Below are 25092 nucleotides of genomic sequence, written 5' to 3'. Positions count from 1 at the left end.
CCAGCATTTAAGTAGCCTTAATGGTTCCTAAGAAATGAGGCTAATTCCCCAGACATCTCCAGTATCCTCTTAACGATACTACTGGTACTGCATAATTGGCAGTTAACAATGTTAGGCATCCTAATCACTGCGGCATTAATACCCCTGCTCCTTAAGGCCCTCTTAACCTCATCCTCAGTGAAGGGCTGGTTAGGTCCAAGGAGTATTACATCAGGCTTCTCCTCCTCAACAACCCTAAACATATCATCTTCATAACCAACCCTAGCCTTAGTCACGTACTCCATGGCTTCAAGAACCTCAGCCCTCTGCCTAGCAGGTATTATAGGTTCCCTACCCTTAATCCTCCTAACACTCTCATCAGTAGAGACAACAGCCACAACCCTACCTAAACCCCAGGCATACTTAAGGTACCCTATGTGGCCTGGATGTATTATATCGAATGTACCCGCTACGAAGACTTTCCTTGAGGCTGACTTAGCTAATTCACTTGGCTTCCTCCAATTAACCTCGCTCAACTTAAGGATTCTTAAGGCATCCAGTAATCCTTCTGCGTAGGATATTGTAGCTAAGGCTGTCTCATAATCACCAACCTTGAAGTAATGTAAGGTATCCTTAAGGTAAGCCTCAGCCAATTCAATCAATTCACTAACCTCCCCCCTACCATTAGTGCTGGTGCGTAACGCCTCAATAGCCTGCTCAACATTTCTAACATAAGTCATTACCCTATCAGCTAAGGCACTCATTAAATGCCTAATGTTGCGCTGGGTTAAAAACACTTGCGCATAAGCAATAAGTATCACAGTTTGCAATATTCACTTAACTACACCTAGAACCTAAGACCACATCATTAATGGTGGAGGTAACCCTAGATTTAACTTATTTATAGGCACCATCATCATGAGAGCTTAGAGTTAAGCCAAGCCATGATTAATGATGTTTATGCGCAAGCCATTAAACTATTAAACTCATCCAAAGGATTAACGGGAAATCCACATTATGGAAGCTTCATAATAGGTATGATGAATTAATTATATTACCCCCTGAGGGAACCTCATAATGCTTAAATAGTGCTCCCCGCTCTAATGGCTAATGCTTATACTGCAGGCCCTTGGCTTACTCATAATAATGATTGCTACCCTCTCATCAATGTTGTCCCTTTACTTTGAGGTTAAGTATTGGAGGGGCTTAAGGGATCCGGTTGATGATGGTAAGTACCCATCAGTTACCGTTATTATGCCGATTAGGGGTGTTGACCAGAATCTTGAGGGTAATGTTAAAAGCATATTGAGCCAGAAGTATCCTGCGGTTAGGGAGTACTTATTCATTATTGATGATGTTAATGATCCAGCCTATAGTTTAGTAAGTAGGATTATTAAACAATACAGTAACACCAGGATCATTATTAATAATACCGGCTCCAGTAAGGGTTCAGCCTTAGCTAGGGGTATTAGTGAGGCTAAGGGTGATGTAGTGGTTATGGTTGATAGCGATGCCTATGTTCACGATGAGTGGTTAATAAATCTAATTAACCTACTTAAGGCTGGTTCAGGGGCGGCAACAACCTACAGGTTCTATGTGCCATTAAGTGGGTTAAGCCTTGGTTCACTACTTAAGGCTAGCTTCAACATGATTGGGATAACCGCCATGCAGAATGAAGCCGCTAGGTTCACTTGGGGAGGCTCAACAGCGGTTTGGAGAAGCCTAGTACTGAAGTGGGGGTTAGTGAAGTACCTACCCCACTACCTCAGTGATGACTATGTTATAACCCACATGGTTCATAGGGAGGGATTAAAGGTAGGCTTCACGCCTAGGTCTATGGTAATTACACTGGAGGATTCCGGAGTCAGGGATGCGTTTAATTGGGCTGTTAGGCAGCTCTGGTATGTTAAGGTATATGGCTTTAATGGATTCATGCTCTACGCCGCATCCTATACACTATACGCGTTAACACTGCCAATAGCGTTAGCTTTATCATTATTCATTAATTGGGCCATAGTACCTGGGCTATTACCATACTTAATTGGGGTTGCTAAAGATTATTACAGGGTCAGTAGGATTAGGTCCCAGAAAACCTTCTACGCAAATAATATTGGAAGCAGGTACGCCTACGCTTTAGCTGCTGCATCAATACTCAACGTGTACTTCTCCTGGCTTACAATAATGGCAACAGCATTCACCAAGTCAATTAACTGGAGGGGTAGGGTATTTACAATTAATGATGTTAAGAGGGGTATTAAATTAAGGCCATTACCTTAACTCTTAAAACCAAACACCCATGAATCATTATCTTTTAATCACCAGCTATTCATGTTAATATGTGAATTTATGAGCTTCATGGGCCAATGGATTCAAGCCTCCAAGAACCATAGCGTAATAAGTCCTAGGCAATTAAGGTAAGCCGCCGTAATGATGAGCCTCGAAGAGTATTCTAATTAACCTGAGGGTAAGTATATCATTAGGCATTAGCCTGAGGTTAATGATATTGATTAATATTAAGCACTCGATGAGTTTTTACGTAGAATTACTTACTAAGTGTTCCTTAGTCCTATCCTTGTACATGAGGTATATTGTTAAGTCGTATATAATCTTCATTGATCCACTGATTATGAATGGTAAAGAGTAAAGGGTTAGAGAAATTAAATCACCAGCTATTAGTGATCCAGGTAAGGTACTAATGCTTCTCGCAGTGTTCGTTATGGCATTTGCAGCGACTCTTTCCTCATCATTAAATATTTGCGCCATGAACGCTTGCCGAGTTGGTACATCCATTTGAGAAACACTTTGCCTTAATAGGAGGAATGCTAGGCTCCCTAGAAACGTACCAGCTAGCGGTACTAGTATTAAGAATATGTTTGATACTAAATGCGTATACACCATGGCCCTTAAATTACCAATCCTCTCAGCTATTAATGGCGCAATGACCAGTGATATTGCAGTGACCACGTTAACAACCATGAATACGAGGCCCAGCTCCCTTAATGATACTCCATAGCGGATATAAAACCAGTATGATAAAAGTGATTGCGTTACCAACCCACCGCCGAAGGCATCTATGGAGAATAATATTGATAAATTCCTAATATCATTAATCGTAAGCCCACTTAGCCACCTCAATCCCAGCCTCCTCTTGGTTGTTTCAATACCATTTAATGCATTGTAGATAATGATCATTATTAAACCAGCGAGGGCGTAGAGTATGTACATTAACCTAATTATGTGAAGGTTATTTCCTAAGTAGGCTGGTAATGATGATGTGAGCGCCCCAATTGATGAAGCAGAGTAGCCAATGAGGTTGTAAACACCTAAGACTCTACCTAACTTATTACCAGTAAACCTAGGTAAAACACCGGTTTCAATTGATTGGAAGGGGCCTGCCTCAGTTCCTGTGGTACTTATGTTACCTATCAATAATGCAGCCGCTATTATTGGGTATAGTGAGGATGAGGACAATAATATGCCTGAGATGAACATTAGGAAACTGAAGATAATTAATAACTTCTTTCTGCCTATTATGTCACCAAACCAAGTTAGTAGTATATTTGAAAGTACATTGCCGAGAACCATAAGGAATAGGGAGATGCCGACATAAATTGGTGGAAAACCCAACATGGCCAGGTAGATAGGCGTCAACACGCTAACAATACCGAAGACAAATGTTCTTAGCCCTTTGATAAGTAAAATTAAGTAAATGCTTTTATTCATCACAAGCCAGTAAATGAATCATTAATAAGCTTAATGCTGCTGGGAACCTACCCGGTAAATTAATCAAATTACATGTATTAATCAATAATGAGTGTACTTAACTCATGAGAGGACTATGTTAGTTTAAGTACAGTTTAAACCTTAGTGGGCCCGCCGGGACTTGAACCCGGGATCTCCCGCTTTCTTGGCATACTGCACGTAAGGCGGACATCCTAACCAAGCTAGACTACGGGCCCTCCCTATTGGTCATTGACCAGTGGTTTATTAAGCTTTAACCTACATTTATCTTAAAATCACATTCATCCAGCATGCAGTAACTGAAGTAGGGTAATTACGCTGAGCAGCGTACATTAAATGAGTGGCCTTAGTATCATATTTAAATAGGAGGTGAGTATGAGGGTTCTTAATGATGTTTCATAGAGAGTTAGCGATGATATATGAGGCTAGTGGTAAAACAATAGTTGAATTCATCATAAGGCTTAATGAGGATAGGCCAGGCATATTAGCGGCTATCTCTGATGCCTTCGCTGAGAATGGGGTAAACATAGTTAATGCATCCTTTAATAGGTTTCAGAAGATGATTCACATTATTGCTGACTTCACCAATGCAATCTCCTCAATCAGTGATGTGGAGAACATGCTTAGGAAATTCTCCTTTGTCTATGATGTTATGGAGAAGGTGCTTAATAATGATGCGTACGTTATGGCTACGTTATCCATACCAACATTCAATAACAATTACGTATTAGCCATAGATCATGATGTTTTCGGAGGCCAGGTAACTGAGCCACTGTTAAGCATATTGAGGAGTATGGGTAAGAGAGATGGAGAATTAATGTTAAGTATGTACGGCTCCTTTAAGGCAAGTGAACTAAGCATTCTCCAATTAAGAGGCTTAGGTAGGGTTCAAGTGAATTCAGCCGGCAATACAACTATTGTTAGGGTTTGCCGCGAGAACCTTAATGAGGAGTTCTCTAGGCTAATTCTAAGTTACCTTGAGGGTTTCGTAGAGTTATTTAATATTAAGGCCCAGAACCAGGGTATTAGTGAATCATGCCTACAAGTTAAGATAACAGTATCCTAACTTACTGCTTACCTGCCTAATCAAGGGAATTCACCATGGCGGCATTATTAACTAATGTGCCGGCTTAGGAACGTAATTTAATCGAGTACGCATTTAAGGTTACTGTTAAGCTACTTAACGCCATAGCTAAGCCGGCTAGTTCAGGCCTTAGGGTTAAATTGGGTATTACGCCAGCTGCCACTGGTATTAGTGCTATGTTGTAGGCGAAGGCGTACAGTATGTTGAATTTAATATTGCTTACCACTGTTCTCGATAACCTTATGAGCCTTGGAATAACCTTAAGACTACTTGAAACCAGCACAATGTCTCCAGCTTCCTTAGCAACATCACTACCTGTACCCATTGCTATTCCTACGTCCGCCTCATTTAAGGCTACCGCATCGTTAATTCCATCCCCAACTACAGCCACTGAGCCGTATTTAGCCTTAACATCCCTAATAATCCTAGCCTTATCATTAGGCATTAGGCCTGCGTAAACATCATCAATACCCAGCACCTTAGCTACAGTATAGGCTGGCCCCTCAGCATCACCGGTAAGCATTATTGTTCTTAAACCCATTTCCTTAACCCCATTAATGGCGTCATAGGCATCAGCCCTTAATGGATCACCCACGGCAAGTACCCCCTTAACCACACCATCAATCACCACGAAAAGCGGAGTGTAGCCTTCCCTCTCAATAGCTTCACTTAATTGCTTGAATTCAGGACTTAAGCCAGCCTCCATACCCTTAACCAACCTTACATTGCCGACACCCACACTTCTACTGTTAATCACGGCAATGACGCCCATGCCTTCCAGTTGATTAAACTCAGTGGCGTTAATTGGCTTAATCCCCATTGATTCAGCGTACTTCACTATTGCTTTAGCTAATGGGTGGTTTGAAGGGTACTCGGCTGATGCTGCTAGGATTAATGATTCCTTATCAATAATTGCATTAATGACCCTAGGCGCACCCTCAGTTAATGTCCCAGTCTTATCAAATGCAATAACCCTAACGCCGCTAAGCTTCTCAAGGGCCTCACCCCTCTTAATCAATACGCCATCTTGAGCAGCCTTATTAATACCAACAACTATTGACATTGGGGTAGCTAAACCAAGGGCGCAGGGACAGGCCACAACCAGTACTGAGGCCATGTGTAGTACAGCCAAGTAAAGCGGAGCCCCTAGGCTAAGCCAAGCAATTAATGCTGCGGCAGCAGTCATCATAACTACCCAAGTGAAGTAGGCGGATACCTTATCAACAAGGGATTGTATCGGTAACCTAGCGGCTTGAGCCTCCCTGGCTATTTTNNCTGCTTAGCGAGGATTCAAGATTAAGTGTTTCAGAGTTAGCCAGTAAACTAGGTGTCAGTAAGGCTACTGCATCAAGGTTAATTAAGTCGCTTAGGGGTAAGGGTGTTAAATTCACTGTTAATATTCCTCAAAATTACCCAAGGGCATATATAATTTCTAGGAGAATGCAGGGGGAGGAATGCTATAGGCTCATTGATGGGAGATGCATGATTATTGTAGGTGCCGGTGGCTTCAATGAACTTATTAAGCTCATTAATGAGGTTAAGGGTAAGGAGGCAGTTTACATAGTCCTTGAACAATGCTCAAAAGCAATGAGGACATTAGCCACGATACCTAAGTTAGTTTGTGATTACTGTGGTGGCCCAATAAACGGATCACCAATTCAGTATAGGAGGGGGAGGAGGGTGTATTACTTATGCTGTAAAACCTGCTTAAGGGAGCTTAAGAAGAAGCTGAACTCCAGGGGACTTAATTAGGTTAACCTATTCAACACCCAGAATCCTCTTAAGTCCTGGATACGCTTCAAACAACTGCTCCTGCATGGCTATTGTGTAGTACTGTATTATTATCTCCACCATTAGTATTAGGCCTATGCCAGTGCCATATACACCTAATACATCCCCAAGGGCTGCAATTAAACCTGCCAGTAGGCCGCTGGTGAAGGTTAGTGAGTTAACGTACCTCTTCAAGTGCACTGCAAGTGACCTTGCGGATGCCCTGAAGCCTGGTATTGATAAGCCGCTTGAGACCATTGTCCTGGCCTGATCCTCAGCACTTAACCCAGCTAAGTTAACCCACAGGTAGGCGAAGACCACTGAGAGCACAACATACATGAGGATATGCACCACCACGTATTGTGGAGTAATGTTATAGGGCACTACGGTGAAGTAGTATATTAGGGATGAGGGGCATGGTTCATTAATTGTACCGAATTTAGCTGTTGTAATAACCCTTATGCAGGCTATTGAGTTCAATAATGCATTAGCATTATGGGGATTATAGGTTGTCCAAATGAAGTAAAGCCCATTATATATTAACGCCACGGTATAGGCGGTGAATATTATGGGTAGGACTGAAACGTACATTACCTTGAATGGGTAAGACATCTTATACCCACCGTACTGAACAAAGGATAGTGGTATCCTAACCTCCATTAACTCAACATATGCTATGAAGCCGCCTAATACTATTGTCGCAATTAACCCAACTAAGCCAGGTAGGTTGAATCTATACACTATGGATAATAATGGTACAAGGGTATGGGATACCACTGCATTATATATGGCGGCAACTAAGGCAGGTACAATACCCAGTAATTCCCCTGCACCAACAGTTACAGGTAGGAAGGTGGATTGGAATATTGACCTAATTATGCTTATAAGTATGAATAATGATATACCGCTCCCAATACCCCAGCCCTTGGATATTAGGTCGTCAAGTAGAATCACTATTACGGCTCCGAACAGCATCTGAAGCCACACCACGAAGGCTAATCCAGCATTAGCTACAGTTAACTGATGAGTTGACATTATGAAGGCCCCCTCAAACATAGCTATGATAATGGCTACTAACTTTGTCAATGCAGTGAACCTTGCCTGATCCTTAGGGTCATTTAAGTCAACATCCATTAATTCAGAGAAGGCCACAAGCTCCATTATTATGCCGGCTATTATTATTGGGCCTATACCCAATTGAGCCAGTGTACCATTGGTTGAGGCGAATATTATAGCCACCAGCGGGTTGAAGAGCGGGCTACTTGATGAAGCAATAATACCGTATAATGGTGTTACTGAGAGGAGTAGGTAAACTGTGGCCGCTAGGAAAGTCCATATTAACCTACTGCCCAATGAGACAGGCCTATTAGGCCTGGGGACAGTGGGCATTAGAGTTAAGAGCGGTTCCACTGACTCTATGAATCGCTTCGACGCCACAGTTTCACCTAAAATTACTGGGATTAATAAGGTTTATTAGTAGCCATCACAATCATAGTTGAATTAATGCGCCTTAATGCGGCATTATGCGCCCTGTTGAGCATTAACTGGCCTTATGTGGTTCAAATACCTTTCAAGTAACCCAGCCTGCTTAAGCAATTCACACACCCTACACACGCTTCCTGAGGTTGGGAAGCCGCAGTAAATGCATTTATTAAGCTTAACCTGCCCCTTAAACCTCTCATTAACCATCCTTGAGACTTCATCACCAAAGGAAACCATAGAGTACTTAACATTAGGGTTATCCCTCTCCCACCTGGCTAGGGTGAATTTAAGTTCATAGCGTGGGTTATTGTAGACGAATGGGCATTCAATAGTCATTAAGGGTATCCCATGGTAGTATGCGTATATGGCCACCTCCTCCTCCCTAATGAACCTCAGGGGCTTAATCCTAGGTATGAACTCCTCCTCAGCAATATCATTACTTGGGGCTGCCCCAAACCAGGCGAAGCGTTTAACATCATTACTAGTAACATTAAGGAGCACAGTCTGAGCCTCATCATCAAGATTATGCCCCGTAGCTATCTTAGTTAAGTTAAGCATCTTACCCACTATATTCATTGCCCTCCTCCTCATGACGCCGCATATGGTGCACATATGCGTGTTAACCCCCTTACTCCATAATCCCTGCGCAATATCAAAGGCAGTTACCCCAAATAATTCACTGAATTTAAATACCCTGTACTCAATGTTGAATTCCTCAGTTAACTTAGCCACGTAGTCAATTGAATTAGCCCTCCTAACGCAACTGTAGGGTTGCCCCTCATCAATACTAAAGGCTATTAAATCAGTATCCTTAGGTATCCTACCCAGCCTCCTTAACTTGCCTAGAAGGTACATGAGCACTAGACTATCCTTACCGCCGCTTACGGCTATACCAACCCTATCACCACTGCTTATTAACCTAAACCTCCTCACTGTTCTTGCCACAGTATCCTCAATGGAGTTGAATAAGCAGTTTAAACATAACCTCTCGCCACTGGATGCCTTAAAGTACCTCGCCTCCCTGACACCACACCTATCGCATAAAGTAACCATGCTACTGCACGGCTTCAATACTGGATTAAAATAACTTACTAAATTGTTAAACGAATATTAACATAATGATTAGTAAGCTTCACCTTTTAAGGTGGTAACCCGTCAGTGGAGTAGGAGGAGCCTAATAGTGAAAATAATAACTGCACACAGTAGGGGTGTTATTCTAAGTATTAATGATGCTAAGGCTAAGGCTACAAGTATAGTAACCAGGTACCTGCCCCTCACCTTAGCTAGAGGATTACTCACTATCATTAATGCAAGCAGATACACTGTAGTGAGGGTTACTTGAGTAATTGATGTAACTGCGTTTAGAAGTAGGTATAATGCGAATTGAAGTAATGCCGCCACTGGTGTTAGCTTACTTAAGCCAATGCGACCACCGTATCTGCCTCTTAGTTGAATAAGCATAAGCGATGCTGCGGCGAAGGGCATTAGGGATAGTAATGCCATAGTTTGAGGTGAATAGCCAGCCAGCATTAATATTGGTGAGGAGAGGAGTAGTGGGGTTGCTGTGAATGTTGAATCACGCCTAACAGCCAACCCAATAGCCATGGCCAATGCGGTAAATGGCGCCGCAATCAGTAACGGCAATTGATTACTGAGGCTTACAGTCATGAAGCCCACTATTAGTAGCCATGTTGAGGCTAAGGCATACATTGATGCAGTGTAGGCCCTTACTACCCCATTATATGTGAATAAACCACCCTTAATTAAGTAATGTTGAATTATTGGAATGATAATTAAGGATGCTGAGAGCGCGTATTCAGCCTTAATTAACCCCAGGCGTGAGAACACGTACGTAATGTATATTAACGTAGACACTGCAATATCATCACCAGCTTTAATTAATGCCGCTTCACGCATAGTGCCTTCACTTCAATATATTGATTTATAAAGATGGATACTTTAACGAGCATGCTTATGTATAGTAAATTAACGATAATGTTAATGATTATGGCATTCCTAATGCAGTGAAGCATAATAACCCAGTTACTGAACCAATGCTATGCCAACTATTCACATGTATCAGCAGGATAGTTACCTTAAGGAGGTGGATGCGAAGGTTCTCGCCGTTGACGGTAATAACGTCATTCTTGATAGAACTATAATACACCCAAGTAGTGGTGGTGTAGCCCATGATACTGGATTAATCATTGCTGGGGGTGAGCAGTATAGGATTGTAGATGCCTTACATAAGAGGGATACAGATGATGTCATTCATGTACTGGATAGGAATCCTCAACTTAAGTATGGTGATGATGTAAAGGTCATGTTGGATTGGGATAGGCGTTATAGGTTAATGAGGCTCCACACTGCATCACACATAATGGCTGGAATAGCTTACTCAAAGTATAATGCCCTAGTGACTGGAGGTGATATTCAACCAGATTACGCTAGGGATGATTATAGCCTCACAGCCAGTGGTGAGGAGCTTAGGAGGATATTTAATGAAATAGTTGCTGAGGCGAATGAAGTTGTTAAGAGGGGAATTGAGGTTAAGGTTTACTGGATGCCGCGTGAGGAGGCGCTTAAGGTACCAGGCATAGTTAAGTTAGCTGAGAGGGAACCGCCGCCTGGTGATAAGTGGAGGATTGTTGAAATACCTGGTATTGATATTCAGGCTGATGGTGGGCCTCATGTGGCTAATACTAGGGAGATTGGGGAGATAATTATTCAGAAGATTGAGAATAGGGGTAGAAATAGAAAGAGGGTTTACTTCACCATTAAGCCATAGATTGANNACTCGTGATTTTAAGTTCATGTTTAATAACCCTATGGTTACTCAATCGGTATGCCTTTAGCCTTAATTTCAGTTAACTCCCTGGTTTCAAAACCCTGCATTACTGAGATTATGAAGAAGATTATTGAGGTGGCTAAGGCTAGTACGTAGTCCCATGGATACTTTAAGTAACCCATACCTAATGAACCAAGGTAGGATAAGGCACCTATAACTATCATGTAGCCTACAAACCATGAAGCTGATGAGACCTCTAAGGCGGCGTAGGATCCCTTAGCCTTATAATGGAGGTAAAGCAGTGAAGCAATCATTATTACCGCGAATATGCCCCAGTAAATTGCGAAGCTTAACATTGACTCAATAAGGCCTAGATACATTACTGAGGCAAGTGCAGTCCAGTAGATTAAGGAGAATAATGCACCCTCCTTAACGCTTAAACTTAACTTACCCCTATACCCCAGTACCATTAGTGGTAAACCAAAGGCTGTGACAATGAATACGTACCCCAGGCTAGGCCACCCGGTTAAGTATATTAACATTGATGATGCAGTGAAGCTAAGTAGGCCAATTAACCATGGTGAGCGTACACGGTAACTCCTCCTTAACTCTGGTGCAGTCCTCCTAAGGACTACCAGTGATGAACCACCAGCCAGGTAATTAACCACCGTGGCTGTTGAAGATATGCTCACTATTTGATACCAGGTTGGGAATGGGAGTAGGAATAGGAGCGCCAATACCAGTGTGAATATTATTGAGAACCAGGGTGTTTGGAACCTCTTATGTAGTGAACCGAATAATTCAGGGAAGTAACCTTGCCTTGAGAAACCGTAGAAGCTCCTGGCGGTGGTACCAATGTAGACGCCCATTGTACCTGCTGGGGATATCCAAGCATCTATGAGTAGGATTACTGCAAACACCATTAATAAGGCAATGCCGCTTGTAGCTAATTCAGTGTAGAATGGTGAGCCAGCCCAATTAGATTGAGCAAGATTCTGCCAGCCACCTGGCTTAATCAGTATGGTGTATTTTCCCTGATTATCCTGTAGGAATATTTTACTCCAATTAATACCCCCAATGAAGGCGGCCTCTAATGCCACATATAGACCTGCAGTAACCAGTATTGATATTATTAACGCTAAGGGTACATCATGGTGAGGATTCCTTGCCTCACCCGCGTACTCTAAGGCCTGCCTAAAGCCCTCGTATGCCCATACTATACCACTTGGAATCATTGCACTAAATACTGCAGACCAACCTAGCGGCATGAAGCCGCCGTATGCCGTGAAGTTACTTGGATGGAAGTAAAGAGATAGAAGCAGTATTATTGTTAGTGATGGTATTATGAATTTCCATATCATTATTGCTGTATTAACTTTACTGAACACATTCACTCCAACAATTTGAATAAGTGTGAAAACTGCTATTAGTGCCGCTGCGGCGGCAATACCAATTGGTGTTAAGTAACCTGATGCTGAACTAAACACTGGTAGGTACTTGTTAGTATACATTATTATTGCCTCAGCCTCCATGGCCACTGTGGTTGCTGCACCTATTAAGTAGGCCCAGCCAAGTAGGTAATTTGATATTGAGCCATGAGCATAATGATCTATGCGAACCAATGAACCGGAGAAGGGTAGCATTGAGCCTAATTCAGCGTAGGCTAACCCAATAAATATGAATAATACTGCAGCTATTATCCAGGATATTAATGATGCTGGGCCTGCATATGAGGCTCCGGCTAATGCTGCAAATAACCAGCCGCTTCCAACCATTCCACTTATTGAAATGAATAGTAGATCACTAAACGATAATGTTTTCCTTAACTTAACCCTTGCCTCCTCATTATCGAAGGTTCATCAACCGGACCATTAGGTGCCTCTTTATAAACCTTTACTCATTACTCATGATAATGATTAAGGCATTACAACCATTAGTTAAGTAACAAGGTGAAGTTCACCCTGCAATTAATTATTTATTCTATATAGTTAGTTATACAAATCACACACCTATGACTAGAAGGGTTAAAAAGATAAATACTAGCGGGTCCCGTATGCAAGGTGAATTAGTGGATAAGTTCAAGAGGATATTTGCAAGGAGGGGTAGGTCGATAATATTAGCGTATGATCATGGTATAGAGCATGGGCCATCAGACTTCCTGGAGAACCCTGACTCAGCGGACCCAGCATACATAGTTAAGTTAGCTAGGGAGGCTGGTTTTGACGGGCTCGTACTGCAGAGGGGTTTAGCGGAGAAGTATTATGATGGGAGTGTGCCCTTAATAGTTAAGCTCAATGGTAAGACAAACCTATACACTGGTGAACCATTATCAGTAGCCAACTGCACCGTGGAGGAGGCCGTTAGCCTAGGTGCAAGTGCCGTCGGCTACACCATATATGCTGGTAGTGGGTATGAGTGGAAGATGTTTGAGGAGGTTGCTAGGATAAAGAAGGATGCATTGCGATTCGACATACCCTTAGTGATATGGTCCTACCCAAGGGGAGGTAAGGTGAAGGATGAGACTGCACCTGAAATAGTAGCCTATGCGGCTAGGGTTGCCCTTGAGGTTGGGGCTGATGCTATGAAAATTAAGTACACTGGCGACCCCAAGACGTTCTCCTGGGCCGTTAAGGTAGCTGGCAAGGTTCCAGTACTAATGTCAGGTGGGCCAAAGACTAAGACTGAGGTGGAGTTCCTGAAGCAGGTTGAGGGTGTTATTGAGGCTGGTGCATTAGGCATAGCTGTTGGTAGGAATGTTTGGCAGAGGAAGGATGCATTAAAGTTCGCTCAAGTACTCAGTAAACTCGTCTACGAGGGTAAGAAGGTTGAGGAATTGGCAGGTGAGGTGCAGTGAGGATTGGGGTATTAACCGGAGGTGGGGATGCCCCTGGTTTGAATATTGCTGTGTANNTCCTTCGTTAAGTTGGCTGAGAGGAATCATGAAGTTTACGTAATATACCATGGTTGGAAGGGGTTGCTTGAGAGGGAGGTTAGGAGGATATCATCACTGGATTTAGTGGACTTCGCCTTCTCAGGTGGAACATACATTAAGACCTCCAGGACTAATCCATTTAAGGATGAAGAGAGGGCTAGGTTACTTGAGAAGAATGTTAAGGAGCTTGGCCTAGACGTGGTTGTGGCCATTGGGGGTGATGATACGTTGGGTGCGGCCGGTGAGGCTCAGAGGAGGGGTATATTGAATGCAGTGGGTATTCCTAAGACTATTGATAATGATGTTTTTGGTACTGATTTTACTATTGGTTTTGATTCTGCTGTTAATGCTGCTGTTAATGTTACTGAGTCCTTTAAGACTACTCTAATGTCTCATGAGAGGATTGGCGTAGTGGAGGTTATGGGTAGGGAGGCTGGATGGGTAGCACTACACACCGGACTAGCAACAATGGCAGACGCAACACTAATACCGGAGAAGCAGGTTAGCTGGGATTCAGTGGCTAGGAGGGTTAAGGAGGCTTACGAGAAGAAGCATTGGGCTCTTGTAGTGGTTTCAGAGGGTATTAAGGAGTATGGTGGGCCAAGGGATGAATTTGGCCATGCTAGGCTTGGTGGTGTGGGTAATGAGTTGGCTGATTACATTGAGAAGGTGACTGGAATAGAGACTAGAGCAGTTATACCGGGGCACATAATAAGGGGTGTACCTCCATCAGCCTTTGATAGGACTCTAGCCATAAGATACGCCACGGCGGCTTATGAGGCAATTGAGAACGATAGATTCGGCATAATGGTGGCCTATAGTAACGGTGAGTTAACGCATGTACCCATTGTTGAGGTTGTGGGTAAGAATAAGCTAGTGAGTGGATACTGGTTAAGACTATATGAAACCTACTGGGGGGACTTAAACTAAGCATAATCTAAATATTAAAAATCATTACTAAATCAATATTACGAGCTTATTAACTTGCTCTTACCCATTGGTAATGGAGCCTTATAGGGCCTAGTGCCTCTCCAATAATCTTCCTCAACCTCTGGTGGTAAGTCATACTCCACCGGGTCCCTAACCCCATTAATCTTGAAGGCTAACCTACGCATGAAGCATGGCCCACAACGCCCACAGTGCTTAGGACCCTTATCATAGCAGCTCCAGGTTAAGTGGAGTGGCGCTCCAATCTCTAAGCCTAGCTTCACAATCTCATGCTTAACCAAGTGCCCTACAGGCATTAGTAATTCAACATGCTTATTTGGCCCCACTGCATAAGGCATAACTTGGTTTAGGAGCCTAATGAACTCCATCTCATTATCAGGGTAAGCCCCCGCCTCCTCAAGATTCACCCCAGTGGCCACGTAGTCGTAACCCATGGCTTCAGCAATGGCTACGGCTAAGGCTATGAAGACTAGGTTCCTTGCTGGAACCCACTCATGGGCAAACTCAGCGCCAGTAATACCCTCCCTCCTCCTATTAATCTCACCCTCACCAAGTAGTGGTGAATGCTTAATTATCTTGAAGAAGTCCATGTTAACCTCAAGTAATGGTACATTAAGGAAGTCTGCAATCCTCCTTACCGCAGCCTCCTCAGGCCCTTCGGCAATGTGCCCGTAATTAAAATGCAGTAGCGTTACATCATAGCCCTGCTTAATTAATTGAGTCGCCGATGTTGTTGAATCCAAGCCCCCACTGGCTACCATTAGCACCCTCTTCGGTTTACTTGAGTCAACCCTCCATAGGCTTAACCTACGCCACTCACCCTCCCTGGAAACCTCAATGACGCTGTAGGGTTCAATCCTCTTAACCACATTAGCCTCCCAGGGTGGTTTATCAGGATCCTCGAGGTAAGTGTCTAGGCTTGAGAAGAAGAGTGCATTCAATTCCCTATCCCACATGACGTATAGGGGCTTAAAGTTAACCGCCAACCATAACTTACCCGGCTTCCTCCTATCAATGATGGCTAATGCAAAGGATCCAGCAACTTCATCCCTTAGTATCCTTTGAAGGCCCTCAAGTGAGCCATCCCAAGCCTTCTCAAGGAGGGGTGGTAGTATTGATGAGTCTATTTTACTCATTTTCCTTATCCCATACTTACCCTCAAGCTCAACATCATTAGCAATGGTGCCGTTATGTGAAACAACCACGTATTCACTAATCATTGGTTGAATATCATTAATGCCCTTCTCCTTTACGTACTCAGTCGTTGGCTCAGCCCTATTATTGGCTATAGCCACCACCGTATCGGCATCCAGTAGCCTTGAATACTTAGGGAGGGTTTCACTGGCCCTACCCAGTGACTTAATTGACCTAATTCCCCCATCCCTACTCATTACCACAATACCCCAACTATCCCTACCCCTTTCCTCAGCCTTCATTACAATACTCCTTAACTTATCCTCAATACCCCTAATCCTTACTTCATCCGGTTCCCCAAATATTAACACGCCGCTAACTGAACATTCAACCATTAATGCAGAATTAGGTGGCAGGTTTAAATGCTTATAGTGAAGCACCGGGACGCTACGTTCCCGTGCCTGAATCACCCTTACTGATTGGGGATAAGGTTGAACCATACATTAACCTATGAACCTCACTAAGTAACGTTATGAGGGTTTCCAGAACCATCTTCTTGTTCACAGCTATTAATGGGGCAATCTTAACCTCAGGCTTAACACCCAGTATTGTCCTAATATCGTTAATGCTTACCTTAGCTATATCCTGCTTATTAGCTGCAATAATGTGGGGTGTGTTGGGGAACGTGTCTATGAAGTAATTATACATGAATACCGCTGCCTTAACAGACTCCAATGATGATGAATCAACCATAAATATGTAGGCATGCATACCCCTAGCCACAATCCTCCAAAGGAAGCTAAACCTCTCCTGCCCCGGTACACCGAATAAGTGAACAACAATATCATTAACCCTTATCTTACCGTAATCAAAGGCTACTGTAGTGGTTTTACCTACAGTGGGTGCATCGGTTTCAATGGGCACTACTTCACTTAGTGTCTTAACGAAGGTTGTTTTACCTGCCCCATAGGGTCCAGCTATAACTAGCTTAAACACTTTAACCAAACTCAATCACCCCTAACCTCCAGTTCACTTAATTTACTCCTGAAATAATCAATCAGCATTAATACATCTTCCTCTGTGATTTCATCACCCTCCACTATGACCATTGGTTCAATATTCCTAGCCCTACTCATTAATTCCCTACTAGCCTTAATTAACCTATCAACGTATTTATTAAGCAGGTGAAGAGCACCCTCCATTATGTGGGGTTCGGTTATGAATATTACCGTTAATTCATCGTTTTTAATGGCGTAAACGTAGGCGTTACTTGACTTAACCTTAACTTGACTAATAGTGTTAATCTTATTAATGAACACCACAAGTGATGTGACAATGGTCTTCAAGTCACCTGGCAATTCACTTGCAAGCACAACATCATTATTACTGAAAACTAGCACACCAAGTATACTAATGCCTAATTCCTCCGCAATATCTTTAACTATTAAGTTTGGATCCACGGTATTAATTCCCATTACGCTAAGGGCTGTATGGCTAAAGTAGTATATATGTTTTCCGCAGTATACGTTACATAAACATACGAAAGCCTCGCCCTTTAGGGCGGGGAGGAGGCCAGTAGTGAGTATGTGCTTGTTTTTGTTTAGGTAAATGGCTTCATAGTTAAAAGGAGCCTTAAGGTTCCCTAAGGGCTGCTAAGTATGCTTAAAATATCCTTAATAGTTAACTCACTGAGCATCCTCACTTGACCACGGTTAAGCATTAACCAGCCTCTATTAGTCTTATAAAACTTAACATCAGCCCCACCGGTAATAATTAACTTACTCACTGACCCAATGAAATTATTGATTAAGGTTAATATTGATTCTAATTCACCATCCTTAACCTCAACTTCAGCATCATACTCAAGTATGCCAGTGAAGCCATCATTACTCCTCTTAGCTACTAGCAGTTTAAACGTCCTACCATCAGTAATACTGTAGATTACCTTCATTGAACTATAGGTTAAGCACCAGTTTTAATCTTTATGCGCATACTCATTAATTAGCACTTTATTAATCTCTATATACTACATCTATAGTAATACGCTTAAATCATATATCATTAAGCCAGAATACTTAAAAAGAAGGCAAGAGTGGTTAAGTATTTGGTGAAAGCATGAAGAGCAGGTTAATAATCCTAGGCGCCAGTGCACTTGCATTAATGTTACTAATACTGACACTTACATCCTCGGCCACTAAGCCAATAGTGATTTCACACCCAATGATCAAGCAGAGTTCAACAAGTTTTACATCAAGCGTATACAGCTTAAATTGGGCAGGCTACGCAGTACCCGCTAAGGAAGGTACAGTAACTAGTGTTGCTGGCTCCTTCATAGTACCATCAGTTACCTGCACTGAACAGACAACTTATGTTGCTCTTTGGGTTGGGTTGGATGGGTATAATGATAGTACTGTTGAGCAGGCCGGCATACTGGGGGAGTGTGAGCATGGTGAGGCTCATTACTATGTTTGGTATGAATTCTATCCATCGGCTGCAGTATTCTTAAGTAGTATGACTGCAGCGCCTGGTGATAAGGTTTACATTAATGTAACCCACATTAGTGGTGATTACTTTAAGATAAACATAACGATTATTCCAATTAAGGGTAAGGTGGAATCATCCATTCTTGGTGGTTCTGTTAGTGGAGCTGACTTATCATCAGCTGAGTGCATACTTGAGAGGCCGATGGTTAATGGGCATTTATCCACTTTAGCCAACTTTGGGGAAGCTTACTATGGCCAGGATTACACTAATATTCTAAACACATGCTATGCAACCATAGGTGGAGTTACTGGGCCGTTTGGTTCATTCTCATCAGTGGTAAGCATAACTATGGTTAATTATAATGGTAAAGTATTGGCTTCCCCATCATCATTGACGCCAGATGGCTCAAGCTTCATAGTCACATATGGTTAAGCCATAGGTTTAAGGCTTAGTTTTAAATTTAAATTAAATTTTATTTAAAATTTCATAAATAACCATGATTTTACCTTAGCCTGCTTAAACGTGTTCAGGCGTAAGGTTTATTTACTCAATTCGGGTAACCCTAATGATGGGCATTACAGTGAAAAATAAGGAGGTTATATTGGCAGTAACCATTGCCTTAGCCATAATAGTTGCAGTACTTTCCCTACCTGATATACTTGAACCTATGGCAAAAAGCATAGTTAATTCAATGGGGCCATACTGGTTAATTGCAGTACTCATAGTTGGGATTATCCATGGTTTAAAGCCTGATGAGCATACATGGCCAATAACAGTATCCTACGGCTTAATGCAGAGGAGCATAATGGGCGTCATGTTATCAACAATGGTCTTCACAGGCGCATTAACCCTGGTCTGGACTCTCATGAGTGCATTAGTTGGCCAATTAATGAGTTTACTGAATATAAACGCCCTGAAACCTTACGTGGATGTAATAGTAGGGGTAACCATGGTAAGCGTTGCCGCTTACCTAGTTTTCGGTAATCATGAGGAACATGAAGGTGTTAAAACCGCCGACTTCAAGTTAATTTGGATTCATGGCTTAGCTGCAGCCTTTGGCGGCGACTTCATAATAGTGCTTGTATTAACCACTGCCCTAGTACCAGCAATGCCCATTAACCTATCCTTCCTAGTGGGTTTCATGTTTGGTTTTGGGTCATGGGTTTCCCAGGCACTTATAGTACTATTAGTGTATAAGGGCGTTATGCGTGGTGTGAGGGATTGGGGTATAATGGCTAGGGCAGGCAGGTTAGCGTTAGGAATACTTGGGGTTTTCATGATATCATTGGGGTTTTTCTCAATGTTCTATGGTTAAGCCTTACAATAATGCTTCTAAATCCCCCACTGCCTCCTTTGTTTAACGCTATTTGTTTAAGCCTTCAGTGGGCGTGAATTGGTTAATGAGTGTAATGCCAAGGCTCATTATTATCTAACGTTGAATTAGGGATAACTAATAGCCCAATACCTTAGGTTAAGGAAAAGGCTACTTCTTACTCCTCTTCTTTGACTTCCTGGACTTACGCCTACGCCTCCTATGCTTCTTAGGTTCAGTGGTGGGTACCTTGTACTTAGCCACCTCCTCCCAGTTCACTGAATTAAGTTTAGTAACTATTTCATCAGCCAACTTATCAGCCTCCTCACCTAATTCGCTCCTATTCATTGTTACCACGATACTAACAACCCCATTAGCCACCTCACCTTCAATCCCCAGTACATTCCTCAAGTATTGAATAAGCCTATCAGTGGATACGCCCTGAGGAGGATTAATAATTATCCTAACCACCTCTCCATCAATCTCCCTGCTTACTGAATTCATTTAAGCCATCATTGGGGATAGGTTTATAACGCTAAGCCCATTAATTAACCATGGTTAAAGGGAGGAAGAAGGGTAGGGAGGAGGGGAAGTCTGCTGCAATAACCTCATTCCTACAGCCTGAGGAATCGTCAGTGAAGGAGGCTAATGTGAGTGAAGGCGTGGTGGCTAGTGGGGGCGGGCAGGGGGTTCAATTAACTGGTGTTGAAAATGAGGTTTATGAATTCATTAAGTCCAGGGGTACTGTGTCTAGGAAGGAGCTTGAGGATTGGGGTAAGGTTAAGGGATTAACATCAGCCCAGCTCTTCGGTGCGATATATAGGTTAAGTAAGCTTGGTAAGGTGAGGAGGAGGATTATTAATGATCAATTATCATACATAGCCGGTTAACCATTATTACGCTTAGGGGAGAGCACCTTCTCGTAGACTGGGCACCCGTGGCCATGGTTGAGGCAGAATTGCTGATAATACCTCTGCTTCATTTGAGGCCAAAGCTCAGGGGGTAGTAGGACGCACCTTTCACCATCAGCCGTCCTCTGCAGGAATATACACTTACCCTGCTGCATACGCATTACTCCCCATAACTCCCCTTTAAATTACTTGGCTAAGGCCCAAGGGCTAAGCCATCACCCCTAATATCAGAGTACAGTAACTTAAACCCATTATTAAGTAACGCCAATATGCTAGCCACGCCAGTGGTGCCTGGGTAACTTAACCTAGTATGCTTAACGTTAAGGCTGTTGGTTTCATACCCATCCTCCACCAGTAGTTCACCACTGCTCCATAGGAATCTAGGCGCATTCACTGCATCAACGGGGTTCATGCCGTAATCAATAATGTTAGTCACTATTAAGGCATGCTGCTGCGGCCTATAGTGTGCACCTGAAGTACCTAAGGCGTATTTTAATTCCCCATCCTTAGTAATAATTACTGTTGATAAGGTGTGCATGGGCCTCCTCCTAGGCTCCAGGGCATTAGGCCCACTTAACGAGAAGTCTGAGGCCCTATTATTCAATGTAATCCCGAAGTTAGGATCAGTCACCAGTGAACCAAAGTGGTAATAAAGGCTCTGTATACCACTAACCACATTACCATAACCATCAGCCACAACAAAGTAAGTAGTATCCCCAACACCACCATGTAAGCTGCCTTCACCAATACCCTTAAGGAAGCTTAAGTTAAGTAAATCATTAATCGGTACGTTGATAAACCTGGGGTCACCAATGAACATGTCCCTAGCCCTGTAAGCCACCTTGTATGCCTCAATATGATTCATTATCCTATCAACCGTAAAAGGCCCACTGGGCTTATAATCCTCAAGGAGCTTAAGTATCATTAATGTTGTTAAACCTTGAGTATTAGGTGGAGTCTCATTAATAGTGAAGCCCCTATACTCAATGCTAACTGGCTCACCCCATTCAGGCCTATAATCCCTAAAATCATTAATGCTAAATACACCACCCAGCGAATTAACGTGCGCAATAATGGACTCCCCTATTTCACCACGGTAAAAAGCATCATCACCCTCCTCTGCAATCAATTCAAGTGCCTTAATTAGCTTAGGCATCTTAATGATGCTCCAGGGTTCGGCATTAATTGGGTATGCTGCCTTAAAGGCATCATCAATGGCATTAGAATCAACAACACTCCTAACAGCCCTAATTAAACCAGGGCCAGCTGGGAAACCTGGCTCAACTGCCTTAATAACATGATTAACTAGGCTACGCCACTCAATGGAACCAAGCCTCCTCCACAATGAGTATAAGCCAGCCAACATACCTGGGACCACTGGGGATAAGGGGCCCCTCAACGGTACCTTACTCAACCCCCTGGACTCCAGTAATCCTTTACTTAAGCCAGCTGGAGCCCAACCAGTCGCGTTTAGGAACTCTATCCTACCCCTATTAGCATCATAAATTAAGGCGACTAAATCAGAGCCTAAACCACCCAAGTGAGGTTGAACCACGGCTAAGGTTAATGACACAGCCACGGCGGCATCAAAGGCATTACCCCCACTCCTCAATATACCTGCACCAACACCACTGGCCACGGGGTGTTCTGAGGCTATTCCACCAAGGTTACTAACCCACGGTGGTTTAATGAAATAACCCATTTTAAGTATGCGGGATAACTATATTTATACATTTTTAAGTAAGCATCATCAGCAGGTGATCTATTGATACTAATCCAAGCCCAATTAAGGCTAAGGCCAATTATGCAAGAAGCAGCGTATCAAGCTCTACCCAAACATATACCCCCTTTGCTGCCTTAAACATTAGTTCAGTCCAACCCCTTGGTAATGGAGCATTATAAAGCCTAGTTATGTAAAGAATAGTGGTTATCACCATTTCCAATGCCAGTAACAACGCTGCAATCCTAGTCAGGAAACCCACTATTAATGCCAAGCCACCTATGAATTCCAGTAACGCCGTTAAGTCAAATAACGCTCTAGGTATTTTGAGGAGTTGAGTCATTCCATCTCTCATGGTTCTCTTGGACTGGCCCATTAGTTTAGGGGCTCCATGAAGTTAACGCCAACGAAAACCTCAGTATTAATAATGCTATGCTACTCACCAATGAAGCGGGAAGCCTAAGCTTGGTATAGGAGAGTTGGTGTGTGGTGAGCCTAANNCACTACCCAATGCTGGCGCTAGGGGGCTGAGCAATAATACCAACCCCATGAAGGGCTCCAGAGAGATGATAGATAACCCCAGTAAGAACCAAACCCCCTAAAGCCAAGAGGGAGCCGTCAACATGTAGCCACTGACGTACCAGTATTAGGCCTAGGAGGTTCATACTTTATACCCCGCTGAAGTAAGGTAACCAGGAATGCCCAGTAACCAAGGCATGGAAAATGCTGCCGGTGACCAAGTCCAGCCAAAGTAGGCTGTTTCGAAGGTTAATCCAGGTGTTTGTTGGGCGTTAATCGTTGGTATTAAGTATATTACCGCCACAGCGGCTACTGCTATTATTAACAGGATTACCGTGGGTGTGGTTCTGTGCATAAATTAGCGTATACTTTACTTCTTTATAAATTTTATCTCAATGCTTGCATATATCTAATGATTAATCAAATAATTATCCATATTACTACAGTATTAATTACCATGGCTACTGAGCATGGTAATGCTTAAAAGGCTCCTAAGCCCACTTAACTCATGGTTAAGTATACTTGTGGGGATGCCTTAGCATCCGGTATACCGCTTGGTGGTATTGGTACTGGTGGTGTTGAGTTGGATAATGATGGTAGGCTCATTAATGCTAGGTTTGCTAATAATTGGGCTTACCCCATTAGGGTTTTGAGGGGCTTCCATATTTTCATTAAGCCATCTAATGGCCCTGGCTTCTTCATGCATTGTAGGGTTAATGTGCTTGGCTTTGAGGGTAGGACTACGTTAATTGATTTAGAGGGTCGCTGGCCCTTTGCCTGGCTTAGGGCATCTAAGGACGGCATTAATGTTGAGGTTGAGGCATTCACACCAATAATACCAGGCAACCTAAAGGACTCAACACTACCGGTAATAGGGTTTACTATTAGGGTTAAGGGCTCTGATGCATTGGCTGTGGTATCAATGCCTAATGTGGTTGGCACTAATCCAATTGGTAGGATTAATAGGAGTATTAGTAATGGCGTATTATTCACTAATACTAAGGCTCCCGATAATGATCCAGCTAAGGGTGATATGGCTTTAATGGCTAAGGAGCCTAAATTCACTATTACTCAACACAATATTAATGCTAAGCCTGAGTACGTTCTTAAGGCTAAGGCGTGGAAGGGTGGTTTTGAGGATTCTGAACCATGGTTAACCATAGATAAGGGTAACATCCCCAGCGGTGAGGAGCCTCATGAGGTTTCAGGGCTTTGGGATGACCCAGTAGGCTTAATTGCCTTAAATATACCTAATGGTGGGGAGGCTAGGTTAGCCTTATCCTGGTTCTTCAACGGTAAATGGCACCTATATAATTATGGCCACTATTATGAGAATTTCTTCAAGGATTCAAGTGAGGTTGCTGGGTATATGCTTGATGAGTTTGATAGGCTTAGGGCCAGTACCCTTGATTGGCAGAGTAGCCTAATAGACCCCACACTACCTGACTGGCTTAGGGATGCGGTAATTAACTCAACATACATACTAACCACCAGTACATGGCTTACGAGGGATGGTAGGTTCAGTATTCTTGAGGGTGTTGAGAATTGCCCATGCCATGGAACATTATCTGGCGCATGTTATGAAACTGGTTCACTACCAGTGGTGTTAATGTTCCCTGAATTAGAGAAGTCGCTCATACGGCAGTTCACGGAGGTGATGAGGGATGATGGCTATGTGCCGCATAGCCTAGGCATATATAGCCTAGATCATGTTGAGGATGGTACAACAGCACCACCCAAGTGGAAGGACTTAAACTCAACATACATACTCTTAACCTATAGGTACTTCAGGAGGAGTAATGATGTTGGCTTCATTAAGGAGATTTACCCCAAGCTTGTTAAGGCCTTTGAATGGGTCCTAGGCCAGGATAGGGATGGGGATGGTGTACCGGAATTAAGTGGTGATGGGGATACTGGCTTTGATGCAATGTCTGTTAAGGGTTTCGACAGCTATACTGCCAGTTTATGGATTGCAGCCTTAATGGCCATGGGTGAGTTGGCTAGGTTAATGAATGATGAATCAACCTTAAGGAGGGTTGAGGCGACTTTAATTAAGGCTAGGGATGCTTATAATAGGCGTTGGCTTGGGGATAGGTTTAAGGCCTGGGATGAGCCAGATATGGATAAGGCATCCTCCCTAGCCCAGGCTTGGGGTGAGTGGTGGAGCCTAATGCTTGGCTTAGGCCACATTACTGATGAGGGTAAGGTTAGGAAGGCTATGGAGACTATAATTAGGGTTAATGGCTCATCATCACCCTACACCACCCCTAACCTTGTTGATGAGGATA

24 protein-coding genes, 1 tRNA gene and 3 pseudogenes are annotated in these 25092 nt (G+C 43.1%); 11 read left to right on the top strand and 17 right to left on the bottom strand.

The window, feature by feature from the left end; all coding sequences use genetic code 11:
• Nucleotides 1-17 precede the first annotated feature (17 nt).
• Nucleotides 18-743 (bottom strand): cytidylyltransferase family protein, encoded by a 726-nt coding sequence (locus BP896_RS01765; RefSeq protein ID WP_291765035.1) that lies wholly within the window; start codon nt 741-743, stop codon nt 18-20.
• 346 nt (nt 744-1089) lie between these two features.
• On the opposite strand from BP896_RS01765, the gene BP896_RS01760 reads away from it, so the two are divergent.
• Nucleotides 1090-2256: a glycosyltransferase gene (locus tag BP896_RS01760; protein ID WP_291765033.1), complete on the top strand. Its 1167-nt coding sequence runs from the start codon at nt 1090-1092 to the stop codon at nt 2254-2256.
• Between the two features lie 255 nt (nt 2257-2511).
• Here BP896_RS01760 and BP896_RS01755 read toward each other — a convergent pair whose 3' ends face one another.
• Nucleotides 2512-3702 (bottom strand): MFS transporter, encoded by a 1191-nt coding sequence (locus BP896_RS01755; protein WP_291765031.1) that lies wholly within the window; start codon nt 3700-3702, stop codon nt 2512-2514.
• A 145-nt stretch (nt 3703-3847) separates the two neighbouring features.
• Nucleotides 3848-3938: transfer RNA gene (locus BP896_RS01750), tRNA-Val, on the bottom strand.
• Nucleotides 3939-4108: 170 nt separating this feature from the next.
• Here BP896_RS01750 and BP896_RS01745 point away from each other — a divergent pair.
• On the top strand, nt 4109-4786 hold the full coding sequence (locus BP896_RS01745; RefSeq protein WP_291765028.1) for an ACT domain-containing protein: 678 nt from the start codon (nt 4109-4111) through the stop codon (nt 4784-4786).
• Between the two features lie 64 nt (nt 4787-4850).
• Here the strand turns inward: BP896_RS01745 and BP896_RS01740 are convergent, their stop codons facing one another.
• A complete protein-coding gene (locus tag BP896_RS01740; RefSeq protein WP_414633175.1) occupies nt 4851-6074 on the bottom strand; it encodes a heavy metal translocating P-type ATPase in 1224 nt (407 codons plus the stop codon).
• Nucleotides 6075-6079: 5 nt separating this feature from the next.
• Between BP896_RS01740 and BP896_RS01735 the strand changes: the two are divergent.
• A pseudogene (locus BP896_RS01735) lies at nt 6080-6178 on the top strand (helix-turn-helix domain-containing protein); the annotation flags it as partial.
• 66 nt (nt 6179-6244) lie between these two features.
• A complete protein-coding gene (locus BP896_RS01730) occupies nt 6245-6556 on the top strand; it encodes a TRASH domain-containing protein (RefSeq protein ID WP_291765024.1) in 312 nt (103 codons plus the stop codon).
• A gap of 6 nt (nt 6557-6562) precedes the next feature.
• Here the strand turns inward: BP896_RS01730 and secY are convergent, their stop codons facing one another.
• From secY to BP896_RS01715, 3 genes are all read right to left on the bottom strand, one after another.
• Nucleotides 6563-8011 (bottom strand): preprotein translocase subunit SecY, encoded by a 1449-nt coding sequence (gene secY, locus BP896_RS01725; protein WP_291765020.1) that lies wholly within the window; start codon nt 8009-8011, stop codon nt 6563-6565.
• Between the two features lie 84 nt (nt 8012-8095).
• Complete coding sequence (locus BP896_RS01720; protein WP_291765016.1) at nt 8096-9109, bottom strand: TIGR00269 family protein; 1014 nt, start codon at nt 9107-9109, stop codon at nt 8096-8098.
• 102 nt (nt 9110-9211) lie between these two features.
• Entirely contained in the window at nt 9212-9973 is a 762-nt protein-coding gene (locus BP896_RS01715; RefSeq protein ID WP_291765013.1) for a hypothetical protein, read from the bottom strand.
• A gap of 142 nt (nt 9974-10115) precedes the next feature.
• Here BP896_RS01715 and alaXM point away from each other — a divergent pair, with 142 nt between their 5' ends.
• Nucleotides 10116-10844 (top strand): alanyl-tRNA editing protein AlaXM, encoded by a 729-nt coding sequence (gene alaXM, locus BP896_RS01710; protein ID WP_291765011.1) that lies wholly within the window; start codon nt 10116-10118, stop codon nt 10842-10844.
• A gap of 44 nt (nt 10845-10888) precedes the next feature.
• On the opposite strand, the pseudogene BP896_RS01705 reads toward alaXM, so the two are convergent.
• Nucleotides 10889-12646: pseudogene (locus tag BP896_RS01705) on the bottom strand (APC family permease); the annotation flags it as partial.
• A 251-nt stretch (nt 12647-12897) separates the two neighbouring features.
• Between BP896_RS01705 and BP896_RS01700 the strand changes: the two are divergent.
• Both BP896_RS01700 and BP896_RS01695 read left to right on the top strand, forming a co-directional pair.
• Nucleotides 12898-13698: a class I fructose-bisphosphate aldolase gene (locus BP896_RS01700; protein WP_291765008.1), complete on the top strand. Its 801-nt coding sequence runs from the start codon at nt 12898-12900 to the stop codon at nt 13696-13698.
• 45 nt (nt 13699-13743) lie between these two features.
• Nucleotides 13744-14706, top strand: a complete 963-nt coding sequence (locus tag BP896_RS01695; RefSeq protein WP_291765006.1) for an ATP-dependent 6-phosphofructokinase — start codon at nt 13744-13746, stop codon at nt 14704-14706.
• Between the two features lie 38 nt (nt 14707-14744).
• Here the strand turns inward: BP896_RS01695 and BP896_RS01690 are convergent, their stop codons facing one another.
• From BP896_RS01690 to BP896_RS01675, 4 genes are all read right to left on the bottom strand, one after another.
• On the bottom strand, nt 14745-16253 hold the full coding sequence (locus tag BP896_RS01690) for a 7-cyano-7-deazaguanine synthase (protein WP_291765003.1): 1509 nt from the start codon (nt 16251-16253) through the stop codon (nt 14745-14747).
• Nucleotides 16254-16305: 52 nt separating this feature from the next.
• A complete protein-coding gene (locus tag BP896_RS01685) occupies nt 16306-16854 on the bottom strand; it encodes a GTP-binding protein (RefSeq protein ID WP_291765060.1) in 549 nt (182 codons plus the stop codon).
• 11 nt (nt 16855-16865) lie between these two features.
• Nucleotides 16866-17333, bottom strand: coding sequence for a hypothetical protein (locus tag BP896_RS01680; RefSeq protein WP_291765000.1), 468 nt, complete (start codon nt 17331-17333; stop codon nt 16866-16868).
• Nucleotides 17334-17500: 167 nt separating this feature from the next.
• Nucleotides 17501-17809: a hypothetical protein gene (locus BP896_RS01675; RefSeq protein WP_291764996.1), complete on the bottom strand. Its 309-nt coding sequence runs from the start codon at nt 17807-17809 to the stop codon at nt 17501-17503.
• A 164-nt stretch (nt 17810-17973) separates the two neighbouring features.
• On the opposite strand from BP896_RS01675, the gene BP896_RS01670 reads away from it, so the two are divergent.
• Together BP896_RS01670 and BP896_RS01665 are read left to right on the top strand one after the other, a co-directional pair.
• Nucleotides 17974-18774 carry a G1 family glutamic endopeptidase gene (locus BP896_RS01670; protein WP_291764993.1) on the top strand — a complete coding sequence of 267 codons (801 nt, stop codon included), beginning with the start codon at nt 17974-17976 and terminating at the stop codon, nt 18772-18774.
• Between the two features lie 148 nt (nt 18775-18922).
• Entirely contained in the window at nt 18923-19657 is a 735-nt protein-coding gene (locus BP896_RS01665) for a hypothetical protein (RefSeq protein WP_349681912.1), read from the top strand.
• Nucleotides 19658-19825: 168 nt separating this feature from the next.
• Here BP896_RS01665 and BP896_RS01660 read toward each other — a convergent pair whose 3' ends face one another.
• Nucleotides 19826-20158, bottom strand: a complete 333-nt coding sequence (locus tag BP896_RS01660) for a hypothetical protein (protein WP_291764987.1) — start codon at nt 20156-20158, stop codon at nt 19826-19828.
• A gap of 50 nt (nt 20159-20208) precedes the next feature.
• On the opposite strand from BP896_RS01660, the gene BP896_RS01655 reads away from it, so the two are divergent.
• Complete coding sequence (locus BP896_RS01655; protein WP_291764984.1) at nt 20209-20544, top strand: hypothetical protein; 336 nt, start codon at nt 20209-20211, stop codon at nt 20542-20544.
• Here the strand turns inward: BP896_RS01655 and BP896_RS01650 are convergent.
• The 4 genes and pseudogenes from BP896_RS01650 to BP896_RS01635 all read right to left on the bottom strand — a co-directional run bounded on the left by BP896_RS01650 (nt 20541) and on the right by BP896_RS01635 (nt 23159).
• Complete coding sequence (locus BP896_RS01650; RefSeq protein WP_291764982.1) at nt 20541-20720, bottom strand: metal-binding protein; 180 nt, start codon at nt 20718-20720, stop codon at nt 20541-20543. The genes BP896_RS01655 and BP896_RS01650 overlap by 4 nt on opposite strands.
• Before the next feature lie 38 nt (nt 20721-20758).
• Nucleotides 20759-22267: a gamma-glutamyltransferase family protein gene (locus BP896_RS01645; RefSeq protein ID WP_291764980.1), complete on the bottom strand. Its 1509-nt coding sequence runs from the start codon at nt 22265-22267 to the stop codon at nt 20759-20761.
• A gap of 100 nt (nt 22268-22367) precedes the next feature.
• A pseudogene (locus BP896_RS01640) lies at nt 22368-22667 on the bottom strand (DoxX family protein); the annotation flags it as partial.
• A gap of 279 nt (nt 22668-22946) precedes the next feature.
• Nucleotides 22947-23159 carry a hypothetical protein gene (locus tag BP896_RS01635; RefSeq protein WP_291764978.1) on the bottom strand — a complete coding sequence of 71 codons (213 nt, stop codon included), beginning with the start codon at nt 23157-23159 and terminating at the stop codon, nt 22947-22949.
• A gap of 153 nt (nt 23160-23312) precedes the next feature.
• Here BP896_RS01635 and BP896_RS01630 point away from each other — a divergent pair.
• Nucleotides 23313-25092 (top strand): GH116 family glycosyl hydrolase (locus tag BP896_RS01630; RefSeq protein WP_291764975.1); only part of this gene is annotated, 1780 nt, incomplete at its 3' end.

The sequence above is a fragment of the Caldivirga sp. UBA161 genome (assembly GCF_002506515.1).
In the GTDB taxonomy this organism is placed as follows: Archaea; Thermoproteota; Thermoprotei; order Thermoproteales; family Thermocladiaceae; genus Caldivirga.
This window is presented reverse-complemented; position numbering and strand designations above follow the sequence as displayed.